General features: G+C 58.0%; 13 protein-coding genes. 6 read left to right on the forward strand and 7 right to left on the reverse strand.

The window, feature by feature from the left end:
• Positions 1 to 623: 623 nt before the first annotated feature.
• The 4 genes from istA to ACEOAC_RS00930 all read left to right on the forward strand — a co-directional run bounded on the left by istA (position 624) and on the right by ACEOAC_RS00930 (position 3919).
• Positions 624 to 2156: an IS21 family transposase gene (istA, locus tag ACEOAC_RS00915; protein ID WP_413628638.1), complete on the forward strand. Its 1533-nt coding sequence runs from the start codon at positions 624 to 626 to the stop codon at positions 2154 to 2156.
• Entirely contained in the window at positions 2146 to 2925 is a 780-nt protein-coding gene (gene istB, locus ACEOAC_RS00920; RefSeq protein WP_413628924.1) for an IS21-like element helper ATPase IstB, read from the forward strand. Before istA ends, istB begins: the two co-directional genes overlap by 11 nt.
• Positions 2846 to 3292, forward strand: a complete 447-nt coding sequence (locus ACEOAC_RS00925) for a plasmid partitioning protein RepB C-terminal domain-containing protein (RefSeq protein WP_413628639.1) — start codon at positions 2846 to 2848, stop codon at positions 3290 to 3292. Before istB ends, ACEOAC_RS00925 begins: the two co-directional genes overlap by 80 nt.
• Before the next feature lie 162 nt (positions 3293 to 3454).
• Complete coding sequence (locus ACEOAC_RS00930) at positions 3455 to 3919, forward strand: hypothetical protein (protein WP_413445901.1); 465 nt, start codon at positions 3455 to 3457, stop codon at positions 3917 to 3919.
• A 193-nt stretch (positions 3920 to 4112) separates the two neighbouring features.
• Here the strand turns inward: ACEOAC_RS00930 and ACEOAC_RS00935 are convergent, their stop codons facing one another.
• The 7 genes from ACEOAC_RS00935 to ACEOAC_RS00965 all read right to left on the reverse strand — a co-directional run bounded on the left by ACEOAC_RS00935 (position 4113) and on the right by ACEOAC_RS00965 (position 13279).
• A complete protein-coding gene (locus tag ACEOAC_RS00935; protein ID WP_413628640.1) occupies positions 4113 to 4517 on the reverse strand; it encodes a winged helix-turn-helix transcriptional regulator in 405 nt (134 codons plus the stop codon).
• A 494-nt stretch (positions 4518 to 5011) separates the two neighbouring features.
• Positions 5012 to 7510, reverse strand: coding sequence for a DNA topoisomerase (ATP-hydrolyzing) subunit B (gene gyrB, locus ACEOAC_RS00940; RefSeq protein WP_006463449.1), 2499 nt, complete (start codon positions 7508 to 7510; stop codon positions 5012 to 5014).
• 135 nt (positions 7511 to 7645) lie between these two features.
• Complete coding sequence (gene dnaN, locus ACEOAC_RS00945) at positions 7646 to 8752, reverse strand: DNA polymerase III subunit beta (protein ID WP_077236725.1); 1107 nt, start codon at positions 8750 to 8752, stop codon at positions 7646 to 7648.
• 639 nt (positions 8753 to 9391) lie between these two features.
• On the reverse strand, positions 9392 to 10792 hold the full coding sequence (gene dnaA, locus ACEOAC_RS00950) for a chromosomal replication initiator protein DnaA (RefSeq protein WP_006463447.1): 1401 nt from the start codon (positions 10790 to 10792) through the stop codon (positions 9392 to 9394).
• 362 nt (positions 10793 to 11154) lie between these two features.
• Positions 11155 to 11922, reverse strand: a complete 768-nt coding sequence (locus ACEOAC_RS00955) for a class II glutamine amidotransferase (RefSeq protein WP_413443408.1) — start codon at positions 11920 to 11922, stop codon at positions 11155 to 11157.
• A gap of 215 nt (positions 11923 to 12137) precedes the next feature.
• Positions 12138 to 12455, reverse strand: a complete 318-nt coding sequence (locus ACEOAC_RS00960) for a hypothetical protein (RefSeq protein WP_006463445.1) — start codon at positions 12453 to 12455, stop codon at positions 12138 to 12140.
• A 590-nt stretch (positions 12456 to 13045) separates the two neighbouring features.
• Entirely contained in the window at positions 13046 to 13279 is a 234-nt protein-coding gene (locus tag ACEOAC_RS00965) for a hypothetical protein (RefSeq protein WP_006463444.1), read from the reverse strand.
• 177 nt (positions 13280 to 13456) lie between these two features.
• Here ACEOAC_RS00965 and ACEOAC_RS00970 point away from each other — a divergent pair, with 177 nt between their 5' ends.
• Positions 13457 to 14416 carry a LysR family transcriptional regulator gene (locus ACEOAC_RS00970; RefSeq protein ID WP_006463443.1) on the forward strand — a complete coding sequence of 320 codons (960 nt, stop codon included), beginning with the start codon at positions 13457 to 13459 and terminating at the stop codon, positions 14414 to 14416.
• 131 nt (positions 14417 to 14547) lie between these two features.
• The gene (locus ACEOAC_RS00975; RefSeq protein WP_241813415.1) at positions 14548 to 16596 is read left to right on the forward strand and encodes an AsmA family protein; all 2049 of its coding nucleotides are present in this window, start codon (positions 14548 to 14550) and stop codon (positions 16594 to 16596) included.
• Positions 16597 to 17133 lie beyond the last annotated feature (537 nt).

The raw sequence follows: 17133 nt of genomic DNA on the forward strand, positions 1-17133 counted from the left end.
GTCAACGATTATTTCCGATCCACCGGCGTACTGGCTTTCTTGCCCAGAGAGAAACATGAACGTAGATCGGACGGAAAAAAATTTTGCGCTAGCAAAGTCAGATGCACAGCACTCGGCCCCCTGACGCCGGACAGCCACTGTAGCGCGACCCATAACTTGAGAATCGGCGTCCCGTGAACTCGGGCCTCCTGCAGGAAGGTGGAAGCAATGATTGAGAAATCTGGAAGCATTTCTTGAGACAGGTCCGCGCCTTCGGCTAATCACCACTTTGACAGTGCTACTGGACGAGATACTCTCCCATGCCCCCAAGAGGAACGCGATTTAAGCGTAAGGGTCTGTGCAGGCTGCAGCGACTGAATTGCGTTCTGGTCCAGAGGATGTCAAGCGGGGTGGGTCATTTCTCTCAGAGCTTTTCGTCAGACCGGCGGACGTTTGGGAAACACGCCCCAACGCTGGAATGCTTGGTGCACAAGCTGTCTAGCCAAATGCATGGGTCAATTGCGTGCAAATTGACCCATGTTGATTTGCATTGAAAACTGACCCACTTTCCCAGGAAATTTGCATCCAAAGTTGACCCATGTTTAGACCACAATCCTGCTCATGACAGCGAGCGGGAGAACGGAGTGATAGACGTGGCCCTACTTGGAATTATTCGACGCTGGTACATCAGAGACCGCATCTCAATTCGGGAAATCGCTCGCAGGCTCGACATTTCCCGCAACACAGTTCGCCGCTACATCCGATCCGATGTCAGCGAACCCGCTTATCCAGCAAGGCGTTCGCCAAGCTCGCTCGATGAATTCACCGCCAGGCTCTCTGCTTGGCTCAGCGCAGAGGCGGTCAAATCTCGGAAGCAAAGAAGGACCCTGAAACAGATGTTCCTGGACTTAAGAGAACTGGGATACGAGGGGTCGTATGACCGGGTGGCTGCCTTCAGCAGGCAATGGAAGGTGGGTCAAATGGAGAGGGTCAAATCTGCGAGCAAATCAACATACATCCCTCTTTCATTCGCCCCCGGAGAGGCATTTCAATTCGACTGGAGCGAGGATTGGGTAGTCATTGGTGGCGAGCGAACTAAGCTCCAAATCGCTCACTTTAAGCTCAGCTACAGCCGCGCTTTCTTCCTACGAGCTTACCTTCTGCAGACGCACGAGATGCTTTTCGATGCACATGCTTGTGCATTCGAGGCCTTCGGCGGGATTCCCCGCCGCGGCATCTACGACAACATGAAGACCGCTGTCGATAAAGTGATGTCTGGCAAGCAACGCGAGGTGAATGCCCGCTTCACCGCAATGACGAGCCATTATCTTTTCGATGCAGAGTTTTGCAACCCGGCCTCCGGCTGGGAAAAAGGGCAAATCGAAAAGAACGTCCGCGACAGCCGAAACCGCATATGGCAAAAAGCTCCAGAATTTGCCAACCTCGCTGCGCTGAACCAATGGCTCAGCACGGAATGCAAGCGGCACTGGAAGCAAATCAAGCACCCCGAACTCAACGAAAGCGTTTGGACAGTTTGGGAGAGCGAACGCCCGCATCTTCTCGCCACAGGAAAAAGATTTGACGGGTTCGTGGAGCAATCGAAACGCGTGTCACCGACATGTCTCGTTACGCTCGACCGGAATCGATATAGCGTCCCGTCATCGTTTGCCAATCGCCCAATCAGCCTACGCATCTATGCCGACCGCCTGGTCTTCATCGCAGAAGGAAAACGCATTGCTGAGCATATCCGGGTCATCAATCGCGACCACGGCCCTGGCCAAACAATCTATGACTGGCGTCACTATTTGACGGTTTTACAACGAAAACCTGGCGCCTTACGCAACGGCGCTCCATTTTCGGACCTACCTGCGGCATTCAAAGAAATGCAGGCGATTCTGCTTAAACGTCCTGGAGGAGATCGCGAGATGGTCGAGGTACTGGCGCTCGTGATGTTTCACGACGAAAACATTGTTCTGTCAGCTGTGGAGACCGCCCTGAAGAGCGGCGCCCCCTCAAAGCAGGTGGTCCTCAATGTACTGAGTCGTTTATTGGACGGCTCGCCAGCCCCGAAAGTTACACCACCGGAAGCACTTCAACTGACCAAAGAACCCAAGGCAGACGTTGGGCGTTATGACATTTTGAGAGATAAGGATGGAGGCCATGTCGATGCAGCCTGAATCACTACTGGAAATGTTTCGAATCTTGAAACTGCGGGGAATGGCACTAGCCGTAGCCGACCTATCCGAGCAGAATTCGCCGGCATTTCAAGCGGCCCTTCCTGTTCTCTCAGACTTGGTCAAAGCGGAAATCGCTGAACGGGAAGTTCGGTCGCTTGCCTATCAAATGAAAACCGCTAGGTTCCCCGCTTATCGCGATCTCAGCGGCTTCGACTTCAATGCAAGCGAGGCGAACGAAGCGCTAGTGCGCAAGCTACATACTTGTGCGTTCCTAGGAGGCGGGCAGAACGTAGTCCTGGTTGGCGGCCCTGGTACCGGCAAGACACATTTGGCCAGTGCCATTGGGATTCAAGCTATTGAGCATCACGGTGCCCGCGTACGCTATTTCTCCACAATCGAGCTCGTGAATATGCTGGAACAGGAAAAGCAACAAGGGCGAGCGGGAAACTTGGCAACACGCCTTCTACATACTGATCTCGTAATACTAGATGAGCTTGGCTACCTTCCATTCAGCCAAGCGGGCGGGGCTTTGCTATTCCACCTCATCAGCAAACTCTATGAGCGTACCAGCCTAATCATCACCACTAACCTCGGATTCGGAGAATGGGGAACCGTATTCGGAGATCCCAAAATGACTACCGCTCTACTCGACCGACTCACTCATCACTGTCACATTGTCGAAACAGGCAATGACAGCTACCGTTTCAAGAACAGTTCAACTCGAAACACGAAGAAAGGAGGGGCCGCAGAAAAGGCATCTGCGCAATAATAGAAACTCGTACGGGTCAGGATTCGATGCAAATCCTGGGTCAGTATTTAGTGCAATAACACATGCAACGCGGCCAGAAGTGTTAATAGAAAGAGCGAAAAGCCAGGTAGGAAAGGACATTTCACCCGAGGACATTACTCGAATGGAAGCCGAGATGGAACGGCTACAACATGACAGCCTAGCTGTAGAAGATACTATTGGAGACACAATGCTTTCCCTTGTTGTTGCTAAAGGATTTATCAATCGTCTTCTTCGCAACGAGAATATTCGTCGGCATCTTCAGCGGCACTACCCAGATTTGCTCTCCAGCGTTACCGCAACACTTGATGCTATCGCGGCAGATGGTCGTGGCATTAGTCAGGAGTAGCAGATGCACGGTGATATTCGGCATGTACCGATACATAAATAACGTGCCCTTCTCACTCCCTTAAAGGCGTATAGATTTGCTTGTGAGTCATATAGCGCATGATGCGCAGGTAGGCGCGTCAATTTTGACCTTAGAATGGGATTACCGGTGCAAGGAGAGCATATGCCCCTGAAGGTATTTTTAGACACGGAATTTACGGACTTCATCGACCCGCATATGATCAGCATCGGAATGGCCAGTACCTCTGGTGAACAATTCTATGCAGAGGTTCCATATCCTTCTGATAAGTGCAGTGTATTCGTCCGTGACATGGTCATTCCGCTTCTGGGTCGCATTCCAGATTCCCAATACGCACCTGCTCAATTGGGCGAAAATATTCTTGCTTGGTTAGAAAAGATTCGGCGAGACCAGGATATAGAAATTTGCTTTGACTTTGAAACTGATTGGGCGTTATTTTCAAACTCGCTGGGGTTCCCCGTTCCTACGTGGTGCACGCCACGTTTGATATCCGCTCGTAACATCAATGAACTTCTTCGTTACGCTTTCCACAAGAAGAAAAATCTGCCCGAACACCATGCTCTTTATGACGCGCAGGCAACTCGGTATGCATTTCGTGAGCGGTCTTGATCCATCTATGCCAATCAACCTGATAACTACGGCACCCTGGTTGTAACCCGAACTGCTATTGCTATGTCAGTAGCCCCTTGCCGTCTGTTGAAGGCGTACAGATTGGCTTGAGCATCATACAGAGCATGGTGAGCCGGCAGTCCATTCGTCCTATGAAATGCATATACCAGTGCGTCATCTATGTCTGATGCCACTAGTCGGGACATACACCACTGCGGGACCCGGTAATTGTTGATTTGCTCGCAGATTTGACCCTCTCCATTTGACCCACCTTCCATTGCCTGCTGAAGGCAGCCACCCGGTCATACGACCCCTCGTATCCCAGTTCTCTTAAGTCCAGGAACATCTGTTTCAGGGTCCTTCTTTGCTTCCGAGATTTGACCGCCTCTGCGCTGAGCCAAGCAGAGAGCCTGGCGGTGAATTCATCGAGCGAGCTTGGCGAACGCCTTGCTGGATAAGCGGGTTCGCTGACATCGGATCGGATGTAGCGGCGAACTGTGTTGCGGGAAATGTCGAGCCTGCGAGCGATTTCCCGAATTGAGATGCGGTCTCTGATGTACCAGCGTCGAATAATTCCAAGTAGGGCCACGTCTATCACTCCGTTCTCCCGCTCGCTGTCATGAGCAGGATTGTGGTCTAAACATGGGTCAACTTTGGATGCAAATTTCCTGGGAAAGTGGGTCAGTTTTCAATGCAAATCAACACCCGCTCAGATAGGACTGATCCAAATTGAGCAAACTGGCTAACTGTTTTTGATGCATACGCCGATTTCTGCGTAGATCATTTAGGACCAATCCCAAGGGTGTCACGGCTAATCCAAGAGGTATGAAATGCTTTGATTTTACGCGAGAAAATAACAGTGAAAAAGGAATAAAACCGAATAAAATCAAATACTTATTTACTTTCATTAGCGTATCTTTTGGCACAGATGAATCAGTTACTTGCCTCGTATAGAGGCAACACATTTGAGACGCAAGATCGAATGACAAAAAAAAGAGAGCCATATCGGCTCTCTTTTTTCATTTACTATGACTTTCCGTTTTCACGGGAGTGACGATTTTTTCACTTACTGTGACTCCCTACAACTACTTATTACACGTCAATATTCCCCGCCTGCAACGCATTGGACTCAATAAACGCCCGACGCGGCTCCACATCATCGCCCATCAACGTCATGAAGATCTGGTCAGCCGCAATGGCATCCTCAATCTGCACCTTCAACAAACGGCGCACGGTCGGATCCATGGTGGTTTCCCACAGTTGCTCGGGGTTCATCTCGCCCAGGCCTTTGTAGCGCTGCTTGTTGACGCCGCGCTCGGCTTCGTCGCGCAGCCAGCCCATGGCCTGGCGGAAGTCGGTGATGGCGGATTCCTTGCGCTTTTCGCCCTGGCCACGGGCCACCGTGGCGCCCTTGCGGATGAGGCCCTTGAAGGTCTCGGCGGCGGTGGAGAGCACCTGGTAGTCGGGGCCGCTGACGAAGTCGGCATCGATCACGGTGGCCTTGATGTTGCCGTGCTGGCGACGGTGGATGTGCAGGGCGACCTTTTCGCTGAGCTCGTCCACGCGGGCTTGCACGTCGATGTTGCTGTCGTTGATGGCCTTCTTCAGTTCGGCCGCGGTGGCGGTGGCTTGTTCGATGTTTTCCATCTTCAGTACCACGCCGCCGGTCATGATGGCGCTCAAGGCGGCGTCATCGATGGCGCGCGACAGGCGCATGATGATGGCGTTGGCGGTGTTGTACTGGCGGGCCAGTTCGATCAAGGCATCGCCGCTGATGGCGGGGGCATCTTCGGCGGGCTTGATCTCGGCGTCGTTCAGGGCGATCTGCATCATGTATTGCGCTTCCTCGATGTCGTCCTTGAGGTAGCGCTCGTCCTTCCCGGCCTTGACCTTGTACAGCGGCGGCTGGGCGATGTAGATGTGGCCGCGTTCGACCAGGGCCGGCATCTGGCGATAGAACAGGGTCAGCAGCAGGGTGCGGATGTGGGCGCCGTCGACGTCGGCGTCGGTCATGATGATGATGCGGTGGTAGCGCAGCTTGTCCGGGTTGAACTCGTCAGCGCCGATGCTGGTGCCCAGGGTGGCGATGAGGGTGGTGATCTGTTCGGAGGAGAGCATCTTCTCGAAGCGTGCCTTCTCGACGTTCAGCACCTTGCCGCGCAGCGGCAGGATGGCCTGGAACTTGCGGTCGCGGCCTTGCTTGGCGGAGCCGCCTGCGGAGTCACCCTCGACGATGTACAGCTCGCACAGGGCCGGGTCGCGTTCCTGGCAGTCGGCCAGCTTGGACGACAAACCCAGGCCGTCCATGACGCCCTTGCGGCGGGTCAGTTCGCGGGCCTTGCGGGCGGCTTCACGGGCGCGGGCGGCTTCGACGATCTTGCCGCAGATGATCTTGGCGTCGTTGGGCTTCTCGGCGAGGAAGTCGGTCAGGGTCTTGGCGACGATTTCTTCCACGGGGCCGCGCACTTCGCTGGAGACCAGCTTGTCCTTGGTCTGGGAGCTGAACTTGGGTTCCGGTACCTTCACCGAGAGCACGCAGGTCAGGCCTTCGCGCATGTCGTCGCCGGAGATTTCGACCTTGGCCTTCTTGGCGAGATCGTTTTCTTCGATGTACTTGTTGATGACGCGGGTCATGGCGGCGCGCAGGCCGGTCAGGTGGGTGCCGCCGTCACGCTGGGGGATGTTGTTGGTGAAGCAGAGCACCTGTTCGTTGAAGGCGTCGTTCCATTGCATGGAGACGTCCACCGAGACCAGCGTGCCCTGGTCGGATTGCTTCTCGCCGGTGGCCTGGAAGATGGTCGGGTTGAGGATGCTCTTGTTCTTGTTGATGTATTCGACGAAGCCACGGGTGCCGCCTTCGAAGGCGAAGTCTTCTTCCTTGCCGGTGCGCTGGTCGGTCAGCTTGATGTGCACGCCGTTGTTGAGGAAGGACAGTTCGCGGATGCGCTTGGCCAGGATCTCGTAGTGGAATTCGACGTGGGTGAAGATTTCTTCATCGGCCCAGAAGTGGACTTCGGTGCCGCGCTTGTCGGATTCGCCCACGACCTTGATGGGCGAGACCTGCACGCCGTCGATCATTTCCAGTTCGCGGTTCTGGACGATGCCCTTGGCGAATTCCATGGCGTAGTGCTTGCCGTCGCGGCGGATGGTCAGCTTCAGTTTCTTCGACAGTGCGTTCACGCAGGACACACCCACGCCGTGCAGGCCGCCGGAGACCTTGTAGGAGTTCTGGTCGAACTTGCCGCCGGCGTGCAGCTCGGTCATCACGATTTCGGCGGCGGAGCGCTTGGGTTCGTGCTTGTCGTCCATCTTCAGGCCGGTGGGAATGCCGCGGCCGTTGTCGGTGATGGAGATGGAGTTGTCGGCGTGGATGGTGACGTGGATCTCGCTGCAGTAGCCCGCCAGGGCTTCGTCGATGGAGTTGTCCAGCACTTCGAACACCAGGTGGTGCAGGCCGGTGCCGTCAGAGGTGTCGCCAATGTACATGCCGGGACGCTTGCGCACCGCCTCCAGGCCTTCCAGGATCTGGATGGAAGAAGCGCCATAGCTTTGTTGCGCGGAATTGGTGTTGTCTGCGGGGCTGGAGGACATGGTTACCTTCTGAAATTGCTAGCCAAACGACTAGGGGACTGCAAAAAACGGAATTCGTCGGAGGATTCTTGGAATTCTTAAAAGCAACCGAGGGGCCGTCTGGGACGGCCCCTCGGGCGCGTGGAGCGGTGTTGCTCAGATCCGCATCGGCATGACGACGTACTTGAAGTCGGCGTTCTCGGGGATGGTGATCAGGGCCGAGGAATTGGCATCGCCCAGGGCGATGTTGACGTAGTCGTTCTTCAGGTTGTTGAGCACGTCGAGCAGGTAGCTGACGTTGAAACCGATGTCGACGGTGTCGCCGCCGTAGTCGATTTCCAGTTCTTCGACCGCTTCTTCCTGGTCGGCGTTGGTGGAGCTGATCTTCAGGCTGCCGGGGGCGATCACCCAGCGCACGCCCTTGAACTTGTCGCTGGTCATGATGGCGGCGCGTTGCAGCGAGCGCAGCAGCTGGTCGCGGCTGATGGTGAAGCTGTTCTTGTAGCCCTTGGGCACCACGCGGGTGTAGTCGGGGAACTTGCCTTCGACCAGCTTGGAGATCAGCTCGATGTCGGCGAAGGTCAGCTTGACCTGGTTGTTGGCGATCTGCAGCTGGACTTCGTCGTCGCTGTCGTCGAGCAGACGCTGCAGTTCGATGATGGTCTTGCGCGGGATGATCACTTCCTGGCGCGGGAAGTCCTGCTCGGTCTCGACCTGGCAGAAGGCCAGGCGGTGGCCGTCGGTGGCGACCGCGATCACGTTCTTGCCTTCGACCACCAGCAGCAGGCCGTTGAGGTAGTAACGGATATCCTGCTGGGCCATGGCGAAGTGGACCATGTTGAACAGGTGCTTCAGGGTCTTCTGCGGCAGGTTGACCTGGGCGTTGTAGTGCTCGGCCTGGGCCACCGTCGGGAATTCCTCGGCGGCCAGCGTCTGCAGGGCGAAGCGGGACTTGCCCGATTGCACGGTCAGGCGCTTGTTGGACAGGGAGATGGCGACTTCGCCGGAGTCGGGCAGGGCGCGCAGGATGTCGAGCAGCTTGCGGGCGGCCACGGTGGTGGCGGTCGTTTCATTGCCGGAGCCGACGTCGGCGTGCGTGGTGATTTGCACTTCGATGTCGGTGGACAGGAAAGAGACCTTCTCGCCGTCCTTGCGGATGAGGATATTGGCCAGAATCGGCAATGTGTGCCGACGCTCGACAATACCACTCACGATCTGCAGAGGACGCAGGAGCGTGTCTCGTTGGGTTTTAACCAATTGCATAGTCAGTTTGTCCTTGCTAGTAATGGTTTAAAGGATGCCGTCGGCCGGCTTTGCGTCATGCCCATCTTGCGCGTGTTCCTCCTCTGGTGAAAAACGCTGTCTGCACTGCAACCCGCCTGAATATGCAACGCTCCTGCATGTGGCATGACCGGTAAGCGACCGGTCCGGAATCCGTTCCCGCAAAGCTGGTGATACAGCGACCCGCGATTGTCCAGGTAGGTAAGACAATGGCGGGCAGCCAGAAACACTTGGCTATACGTTTGGAACATTTGAATACTTTTGCCGGGTGTTTCCGGGTATTTATTCGAAGTTTCCGTGCTATCCCGCGGATTTCCTGCTCCGTGGCCGGCCCTTGCGTCCGCCTGCGAAATAACGCCTTCCATTGTACCAATCATCCCCTCTTCGGAGTAGTCCGCCGGGGGGAAGGGTGGGCGCCTGGGCATCAAAAATCCGGTGGTCGGGGAGGGAAAATTCCCGCTCCCCGGGCAGAGGAAGCGCCGCAAGCGGACCGGTTATTTTATCCACAGGCTTGCGCGCCGGTGGCGCCTGGAAGTTTCGTTGTGGAAAAGAAAATGCCGCCGGCGCGGACGCGGGCGGCATGGTCATCTTATCCACAGGCGCTGCCGGTGGCAGCCTGGATCAACCCTTGAGGGTTTGCTCCAGCACGTGCAGCTCGTGGTTGCATTCCGGGCTCTTGGCGCGGTCGGCGGCGATCTTGCGGACCGCGTGCAACACCGTGGTGTGGTCGCGGCCGCCGAAGAGGTCGCCGATCTCCGGCAGGCTCTTCTGGGTCAGCTCCTTGGCCAGGTACATGGCGATCTGGCGCGGGCGGGCGATGTTGGCCGGACGCTTCTTGGAATACATGTCGGCGACCTTGATGTTGAAGAAGTCGGCCACCGTCTTCTGGATGTTTTCCACCGAGATCTGGCGGTTCTGCACCGACAGCAGGTCCTTCAGGGCTTCCTTGACGACATCGATGGTGATGTCCTTGCCGTGGAAGCGCGAGTAGGCCAGGATCTTGCGCAGCGCGCCTTCCAGCTCGCGCACGTTGGAGCGCAAGTGCTTGGCGACGAAGAAGGCGACGTCATCGGACAGCACCACGTCCTCGGCGGCAGCCTTCTTCATCAGGATGGCCACGCGCATCTCCAGCTCGGGCGGCTCGATGGCCACGGTCAGGCCGGAGTCGAAGCGGGAGATCAGGCGGTCATCCATGCCGCTGATTTCCTTGGGATAGGTATCACTGGTGATGATGATCTGTTTCTTGGCCGCGATCAGGGCTTCGAAGGCGTAGAAGAATTCTTCCTGGGTGCGGCTCTTGCCACCAAAGAACTGGATATCGTCGATCAGCAGCAGGTCCAGCGAGTGGTAATAGCGCTTGAAGTCGTCGAAACCCTTGCGCTGGTAGGCCGTGACCACGTCGCGCACGTACTGTTCGGCGTGGATGTAGCGGATCTTGGCGCCCGGGTTATCCACAAGCACCTGGTTGCCGATGGCGTGGATGATGTGGGTCTTACCCAGGCCCACGCCGCCATACAGGAACAGCGGGTTGTACGAGGTACCGGGGTTGTTGGCGACCTGGGTGGCGGCCGCGCGGGCCAGCTGGTTGGCCTTACCGGTGACCAGGTTGTCGAAGGTCAGGACCGGGTTGATGCGCGACTGCTCCTGGCGCGGCGCCACCGCCCGCACGGGCTGCGCCGGTTCGGGATCCAGGTGCAACTGTTCGTGGTTGGGCAAACCCAGGCCGTTGGCACCGCCGCCGGCCGCTTGCGGGCTGGCGGCCGGGCGCCGGCCCTGGTTGCCGCGCGGGTCCAGCACGAACTGGACTTCGGTCGGTGCGTCCCAGTATTCGCAGGCCAGTGCGGTGATGCGGTTGGCGAACTGGGTCTTGACCCAGTCCAGCTTGAAGCGGTTGGGCGCGGCGATGCGCAAGAGCCCATCCTCGAAGTCGAGCGGCACCAGCGGCTTGATCCAGGCGCTGTATTGCTGAGGGGTCAGCTCCTGCTCGAGTTTATGGGAGCAAGCCTGCCAGAAGTTTTCCATGAAGCTTTCTTATCGGATTAGTGCGGCGCCCGCCTGCCGCGTCCGGAGGACGGGCCTGGTTGGACGAAGTCGTCCGGGCGCGAAACGAGGGACGCATTTTACTCCGGTAAGCCCAAGTTATCCACAGGTCGACCGGCAAAAATCCCTGAAAAATCTGAACTATCCACAGGCTGCGCAGCAGTGCATCGTCACCCTGACACCGGAAAGCCCGTGAGCGGGCGGTGTTAGGGGGACAGAGTCATCTGCTGTGGATAAGACAAGGCGGGCAATCTGCCCGCCTTTTTTGTAACAGCCTGTGCAAAAGTGGATTTTGGCGGCGGATTTGGCTGTGGACAAATGACTGTGGTGGGCCGTCAGCTTGCTCAGTCGACCACGTTGCCGTCGACAAAGACCTTCATTTCACCGGCCTGGAAAGCGGTCCAGACTTCATTGTCGGTCAAGGGCTGGGTCACGATCACCGCAACCCGGTCATTGGTGGTGGTGACCTGGGCAAAGTCGACCGAGAGGTCGTCGTCAGACAGCTTGGCGGTGGTGAAGGGGTGCTGGCGGACGATGTAATAGAGATGCGTGGAGCAGTGGGTATACAGCGCCGAGCCGTCCGAGAGCAGCATGTTGAAGGTGCCGTGGCTGGCGATGCCGTCGACGATCTCGCGCAGGGCCGCGCGCAGGTCGGCCAGCAGAGGCAGGGTGTCGCCGAAGCGCTTGCGCATTTCCTGCAGGATGTAGCAGAAGGCCAGTTCGCTGTCGGTGGTGCCGACCGGGCGGTAGGGGCCATCGAGCTCGGGCGTGAAGTTCTTCAGGTCACCGTTGTGGGCAAATACCCAGTAGCGCCCCCACAGTTCGCGCACGAAGGGGTGGCAGTTGGCCAGTGTGACACGGCCCTGGGTGGCCTTGCGGATGTGGGCAATCACGTGCTGCGACTTGATCGGGTAGCGCTTGATCAGTTCGGCCACGGGGGAATCGACGGCCGCCTGATGATCGACGAAGGTGCGCACGCCCGAGCCCTCGAAGAAGGCAATGCCCCAGCCATCGCGGTGGTGGTCGGTCAGGCCGCCCCGGGTGGCAAAGCCGGTGAAGCTGAAGACGATGTCGGTGGGGGTATTGCAGTTCATCCCGAGGAGCTGGCACATGATGTGTTGCGGAAATGCTGTGAAGGTTGGCGGGTGAACAAGTTATCACGTTGCCGGCGGCCCGGGTCCGGGCTGTGGATAAAAAAAGCCCCGCGAGCTTGCGCTGGCGGGGCTAATCCTTCCTAAAGAGGGAGGAGGAGACACAGTACGTACTACAAAACTACAAAACGACCAGAAGACGGATCAGAGGTCGCACTACATGCCGGGACCGGACTTCAGTCGCGCGCGGCCATGTTGCGCAGCTCGGCTGCAAAATTCGGTTGGGTCATGCTGTATTCGTTGGCCATGCGGTTGAGCATGCGCTTGCCGCTGAACTTGTGCGCCAGGATGCGTTGCTCCAGCGACTTGCGGGGCTTGACCAGCAGGACGGCGGCTTGCGCCAGACCCAGGATCAGCGGCTTGAACACCATGACCAGCGTGACCAGTGCGCCCAGACCCAGTGCCGGGCGGATATACGCCACCAGCATGCCCATCAGGGATTGCGCGAAGGGCAGGGCTGCTTCAGCAGGAAAGGCCAGGTTCAGGAAGGACATGATATTTCTACCTCTGATAATCAGGCCGCGACACGACTGCGCGGCGTTCAAGTTCACTGTTGTTGCGTCGCAGTATGCAGTTTGGCCTCCTGTATGACTACTTTAGAGTTCTCATATCAGATATAGGGTTTGTGAATATAGGTCTTCAGCGACCAGCAAGCACCGGACAATCTCCCGCAAACCCTTGATGGCTGGCCTTCATTGCATTTTTTACATTAGCCGGCTGGCAAGATGGCGATGGCTTGTCTGACCACTGTGCGGCAAATTTGCAACGCCGTTTGACTGAGCGCGAAGGGCCTGTGAATATCTCGAACGGAAGTCGTCGCCGATGGTGAACAACCTGTTCGCAATGCACGAAAAAAAACCCCGCAGGCATGGCCTACGGGGTTAATCCTTCCTAAAGAGGGAGGAGGAGACAACGGATCGGTGTCCTGACGCGTTGATCGAATCAGCGTCAACATAAGCGCCGTACGCGCCGGAACTACCGAAATCCTTGATACCGGCACCGGTCTACAGGACCTGGTGCCATCGTCACGCAAGTGTCATGCGCGACGGGTAAAACCTGAATCTGGTGAAGCAGAAACCTTCGATTAACCGCGCGAAGCGATGAAGCGCAGTTCAGCAGCCAGGTTCGGCTGGGTGGCTTCGAACTTGTCGGCCATGCGGTTCAGCTGGCGGGTGCCCGATGCGCGATCCTGTTCGGCGGCGACCAGAGCAACGGCTTGCAACTCGTGGGCCTTGACGAAGTGGATGAAGATGTTGCGCATGACGGCGGCGAACTTGCTCTTGAAGGTGCTGTTGGTGCTTTGTGCGATGGTTGCCATGATTCGATCCTTGACGTTGTGTGTTATGTTGCATTGCAGTGTAGAGAACTCACATTTGTTTGACCACTTTCCGTTTCGGATATCAGTTATATAATCTGTGAATAATATTTTGGCCGGCGATCACCCGCGCTCATCTGCCGCCCCCACGACTTCCTTCCTGCCGCAAAGGCCCGCCCCATGAGCTTTCTCACCCTGGACCTGAATCTGTTGCGCGTATTCGACGCCGTCATGACCGAGCAGAATCTGACGCGTGCGGCCAACTTGCTGGCCATGACCCAGCCGGCTGTCTCCAATGCGCTACGCCGGCTGCGCGACACGCTCAATGACGATCTGGTGATCCGCACCGCTCATGGCGTCAAGCCCACGCCCCGCGCCGAGGAACTGTGGCCCACCGTACGCCGGGCCCTGTCGGAGCTGGAAGCGGTGATCGCGCCGGAGAGCTTCGATATCTCGCGCGCCCAGAACACCTTCCGCATGGCCATGGTGGATGCCACGGCCGCGCTGTGGCTGCCCTCGCTGGTGCGCACCATCATGCGCGACGCCCCCCGCATCAAGATCCGGATGATGCCGCTGACCACGCGTGACCCACGTGCCATGCTGTTGCGCGGGGATATCGACCTGGCCGTGGGCTTTTTCCCCGGCGTGACTGCACAGCTGGCCGATGGCCAGGGCATGGCCAAGAGCCAGATCAGCCATGCACGGCTCTACACCGGGCAATATGTCTGCGTGATGCACAAGAACCACCCGCTGGCCGGCCAACCGCTGACGCTGGACAGCTATTGCAGCGCCGATCACCTGCTGGTGAGCCTGTCGGGCAAGCCGCATGCGGTGATCGACGACGTGCTGGCCGGCATGAACCGGGAGCGCAAGATCCTGCTGACGGTGAACCAGTTCTTCACGGCCGGTCGCATCGTGGCCAGTTCGGAGCTCATCACCGTGCTGCCGCGCCACCTGGTGGCCGCCACCGGCATGGCCGAGGTGCTGGTGGTGAAGGAGCTGCCCTTCCAGACGCCGGAAGAGCATGTGGATATGTTGTGGCATGAACGCGACGCCCGTAATCCGGCCCATAAGTGGCTGCGAGCTCACTTGTCTGCAACAACACATGACGAATTCGGTCGTATCAACATGAAGCGCTGATGCGGCGCTGGCAGCAAACGGCTTTCCCGGTCTGATCTATCCACAGGCGCCATGGAGACTGGCGCGCGGGAAAGCCGCTGTCGGCGGGCGTTGGCGCATGTTGATAACCCTCCATAGGGGACGCCGAAGCGATGTCGCGCCTGACCAAAATCCTGCTCTGGCTGCTTGCCAGTCTGCTCATCCTGATCGCCGCCGCGGTCATTTTCATCCTCACCTTCGACTGGAACCGGGCCAAACCCTGGATCAACGAACGCGTCTCGACCGCGATCGGGCGCGAGTTCGCCATCGACGGCAATCTCTCCCTGCACTGGCAGCGCGCCGGCACGGACGCCACCCCAGGTGCGGCGCCACCGGGCTTCTGGGCGCGCTGGGTACCGTGGCCCCGGCTGCAGGCGGAGGATATCCGGGTCGGCAATCCCCCCACCTTCAGCAGCGCTGGCCAGATGGCCACGGTGCGCCTGGTCAGCTTCACCCTCAATCCGCTGCCGCTGCTTGTGCATAGGATTTCCCTGCCTTCGCTGGAGGTACAGGCGCCCTCGGTTTCCTTGCTGCGCAACCGTCAGGCTGTGAACAACTGGACGTTCACCAGCAACAACAGCACTCCCTCGGCCTGGCAGCTCAGCCTGGGCCGCATCAGTCTCAGCCAGGGCAAGCTGGCGCTGGACGATGCTGTGCAAAAGATCAATATCAAGGCCGATATCGACACCCTGGATCCGGACAAGGAGAAGCTCTACGGACTGGGCTGGAAGCTCGGCGGCACCTTCAACGGCGCCCCGGTGAGCGGGCAGGGCAAGGCCGGCGGGGTGCTCTCGCTGCAAGACCAGCAGCAGCCGTATCCGCTGCAGGCCCAGGTCAAGGTGGGCAAGACCAGCATCGGTATCCAGGGTACGCTCACCAAACCGGCCGAACTGGCTGCGCTGGACCTGCGGCTGTCGGTGGCCGGGGCCAGCATGGGCAACCTGTATCCGCTGACCGGCATCCTGTTGCCGGAAACGCCGCCCTTCGCCACCGAAGGTCATCTGCTGGGCAAGATCGGCGAAAGCGGCAGTCAGTGGCATTACCAGGACTTCAGCGGCAAGGTGGGGGACAGCGATCTCAACGGCAGCCTGGATTACGTCACCGGCGGCGCGCGTCCGCAACTGACGGGGGCGCTGACCTCCAATGTGCTGCGCTTCGATGACCTGGCACCGCTGATCGGCGCCGACTCCAATGCCGAGAAGGCGCAGCGTGGCGCAGAGGAACGCCAGCCTGGCAACAAGGTGCTGCCGGTGAAGACGTTCAGCACCGAGGCCTGGGGTGCGCTGGATGCCGATGTGCGTTTCACCGGCAAGCGCATCATCCGGCAGAAGGACTTGCCGATCACCGACCTGCAGGCCCACCTCATCCTGAAGGACAAGGTCTTGAGCCTGGACCCGCTCAACTTCGGCATGGCCGGCGGCAATCTGCGCTCCACCATCCGGCTTGACGGCCAGGCGGCGCAGATGAAATCGGAGCTGAAGCTGGCCGCCCGCAACCTGAAGATCCAGAAGCTGTATCCCCAGCTCGATGCCTCGCGCACCAGCTTTGGCGAGATCAACGGCGACGCCCGGCTGTCGGCCACCGGCAATTCGGTCGCAGCCATGCTGGGCTCGGCCAACGGCGAGGTGAAGACCTTGGTCAACAAGGGTGCGATCAGCAAGTTCCTGCTGGAGGCCGCCGGGCTCAATGTGGGCAACGTGGTCATCAGCAAGCTGTTCGGGGACAAGGAGGTGAAGCTGAACTGCCTGGCCGGCGACCTGCCGGTGCAGGACGGCGTGATGCAGGTGAAGACCTTGTTGCTGGACACCGAAGACGCCCTGATCGTGGTGGACGGCGACATCGACATGAAGCGCGAATTGCTGGACCTGAACGTGCATCCACGCAGCAAGGGCCTGCGCATCATCTCGCTGCGTTCGCCGTTGTACGTGAAGGGCAGTTTCAAGGATCCGGACGTAGGCGTGAACAAAGGGGTGCTGGCCTTGCGGGCGGGTGGCGCGGTAGCGCTGGGCCTGCTGGCACCGGTGACGGCCATCCTGCCCCTGATCAATGTGGACGGCGACCAGAAGGCCGACTGCGATCACCTGCTCGAAGAAGTGAAGAAGGCGCCGCAGGCGCCGCCACCAGGCAAGAGTGCCTCCGGCAAGGTGGCGCCTAAAAAATAGGCAGCACGAAAATACTGTTGTTTTATCGGCGGGGGCAGGGGATAACTTTCCTGTCCCCGCCACGTTTTAGCCACGTTTTTCGCAACAGTGGAATTGACCGCCTCGGGGGTCGTTGCCATTACAAGACAAATTCCCCCGCTTTACCCCTGTCACTACCCCGTCAAAGACCGAAATCGGTGACCAAATGACTGATTTCACCCACTTCGTCACTTTTGCCGTTTCCAAGCCCGTCATTCCCCCAAATTCGATTCGCCTGTGGATAAAGTTCTGAATAACTTTTTCATCGATTGGGGAAAACTCGAAAAGTTATCCAAAGCTGAATTTTTATCCAAGATTGGTAATCGGCTCATACAGAGTTTGCCCTTGTGTTTATCCCGCGCGCAATCGATTGATTTTCCGCCAGTAAACCAAGTTATCCACAGTAAACCGGTGACGTTAACCATCACTACTAATCTTATAAACAGCTTAGATATAAAGCCTAAGTGCGCGAGCTTTCGCAGCGCACACCCGTCTGCCAGCAGGACAGGACCCACTCAC

The organism is Herbaspirillum frisingense (assembly GCF_047325095.1).
In the GTDB taxonomy this organism is placed as follows: Bacteria; Pseudomonadota; Gammaproteobacteria; order Burkholderiales; family Burkholderiaceae_D; genus Herbaspirillum; species Herbaspirillum frisingense.

Bases quoted from the DNA above. Each gene is read 5' to 3' on its own strand.
- istB (WP_413628924.1), top strand. From the start codon at position 2,146: ATGCAGCCTGAATCACTACTGGAAATGTTTCGAATCTTGAAACTGCGG.
- ACEOAC_RS00925 (WP_413628639.1), top strand. From the start codon at position 2,846: ATGACAGCTACCGTTTCAAGAACAGTTCAACTCGAAACACGAAGAAAG.
- ACEOAC_RS00930 (WP_413445901.1), top strand. From the start codon at position 3,455: ATGCCCCTGAAGGTATTTTTAGACACGGAATTTACGGACTTCATCGAC.
- gyrB (WP_006463449.1), bottom strand. From the start codon at position 7,510: ATGTCCTCCAGCCCCGCAGACAACACCAATTCCGCGCAACAAAGCTAT.
- dnaN (WP_077236725.1), bottom strand. From the start codon at position 8,752: ATGCAATTGGTTAAAACCCAACGAGACACGCTCCTGCGTCCTCTGCAG.
- dnaA (WP_006463447.1), bottom strand. From the start codon at position 10,792: ATGGAAAACTTCTGGCAGGCTTGCTCCCATAAACTCGAGCAGGAGCTG.
- ACEOAC_RS00955 (WP_413443408.1), bottom strand. From the start codon at position 11,922: ATGTGCCAGCTCCTCGGGATGAACTGCAATACCCCCACCGACATCGTC.
- ACEOAC_RS00960 (WP_006463445.1), bottom strand. From the start codon at position 12,455: ATGTCCTTCCTGAACCTGGCCTTTCCTGCTGAAGCAGCCCTGCCCTTC.
- ACEOAC_RS00965 (WP_006463444.1), bottom strand. From the start codon at position 13,279: ATGGCAACCATCGCACAAAGCACCAACAGCACCTTCAAGAGCAAGTTC.
- ACEOAC_RS00970 (WP_006463443.1), top strand. From the start codon at position 13,457: ATGAGCTTTCTCACCCTGGACCTGAATCTGTTGCGCGTATTCGACGCC.
- ACEOAC_RS00975 (WP_241813415.1), top strand. From the start codon at position 14,548: ATGTCGCGCCTGACCAAAATCCTGCTCTGGCTGCTTGCCAGTCTGCTC.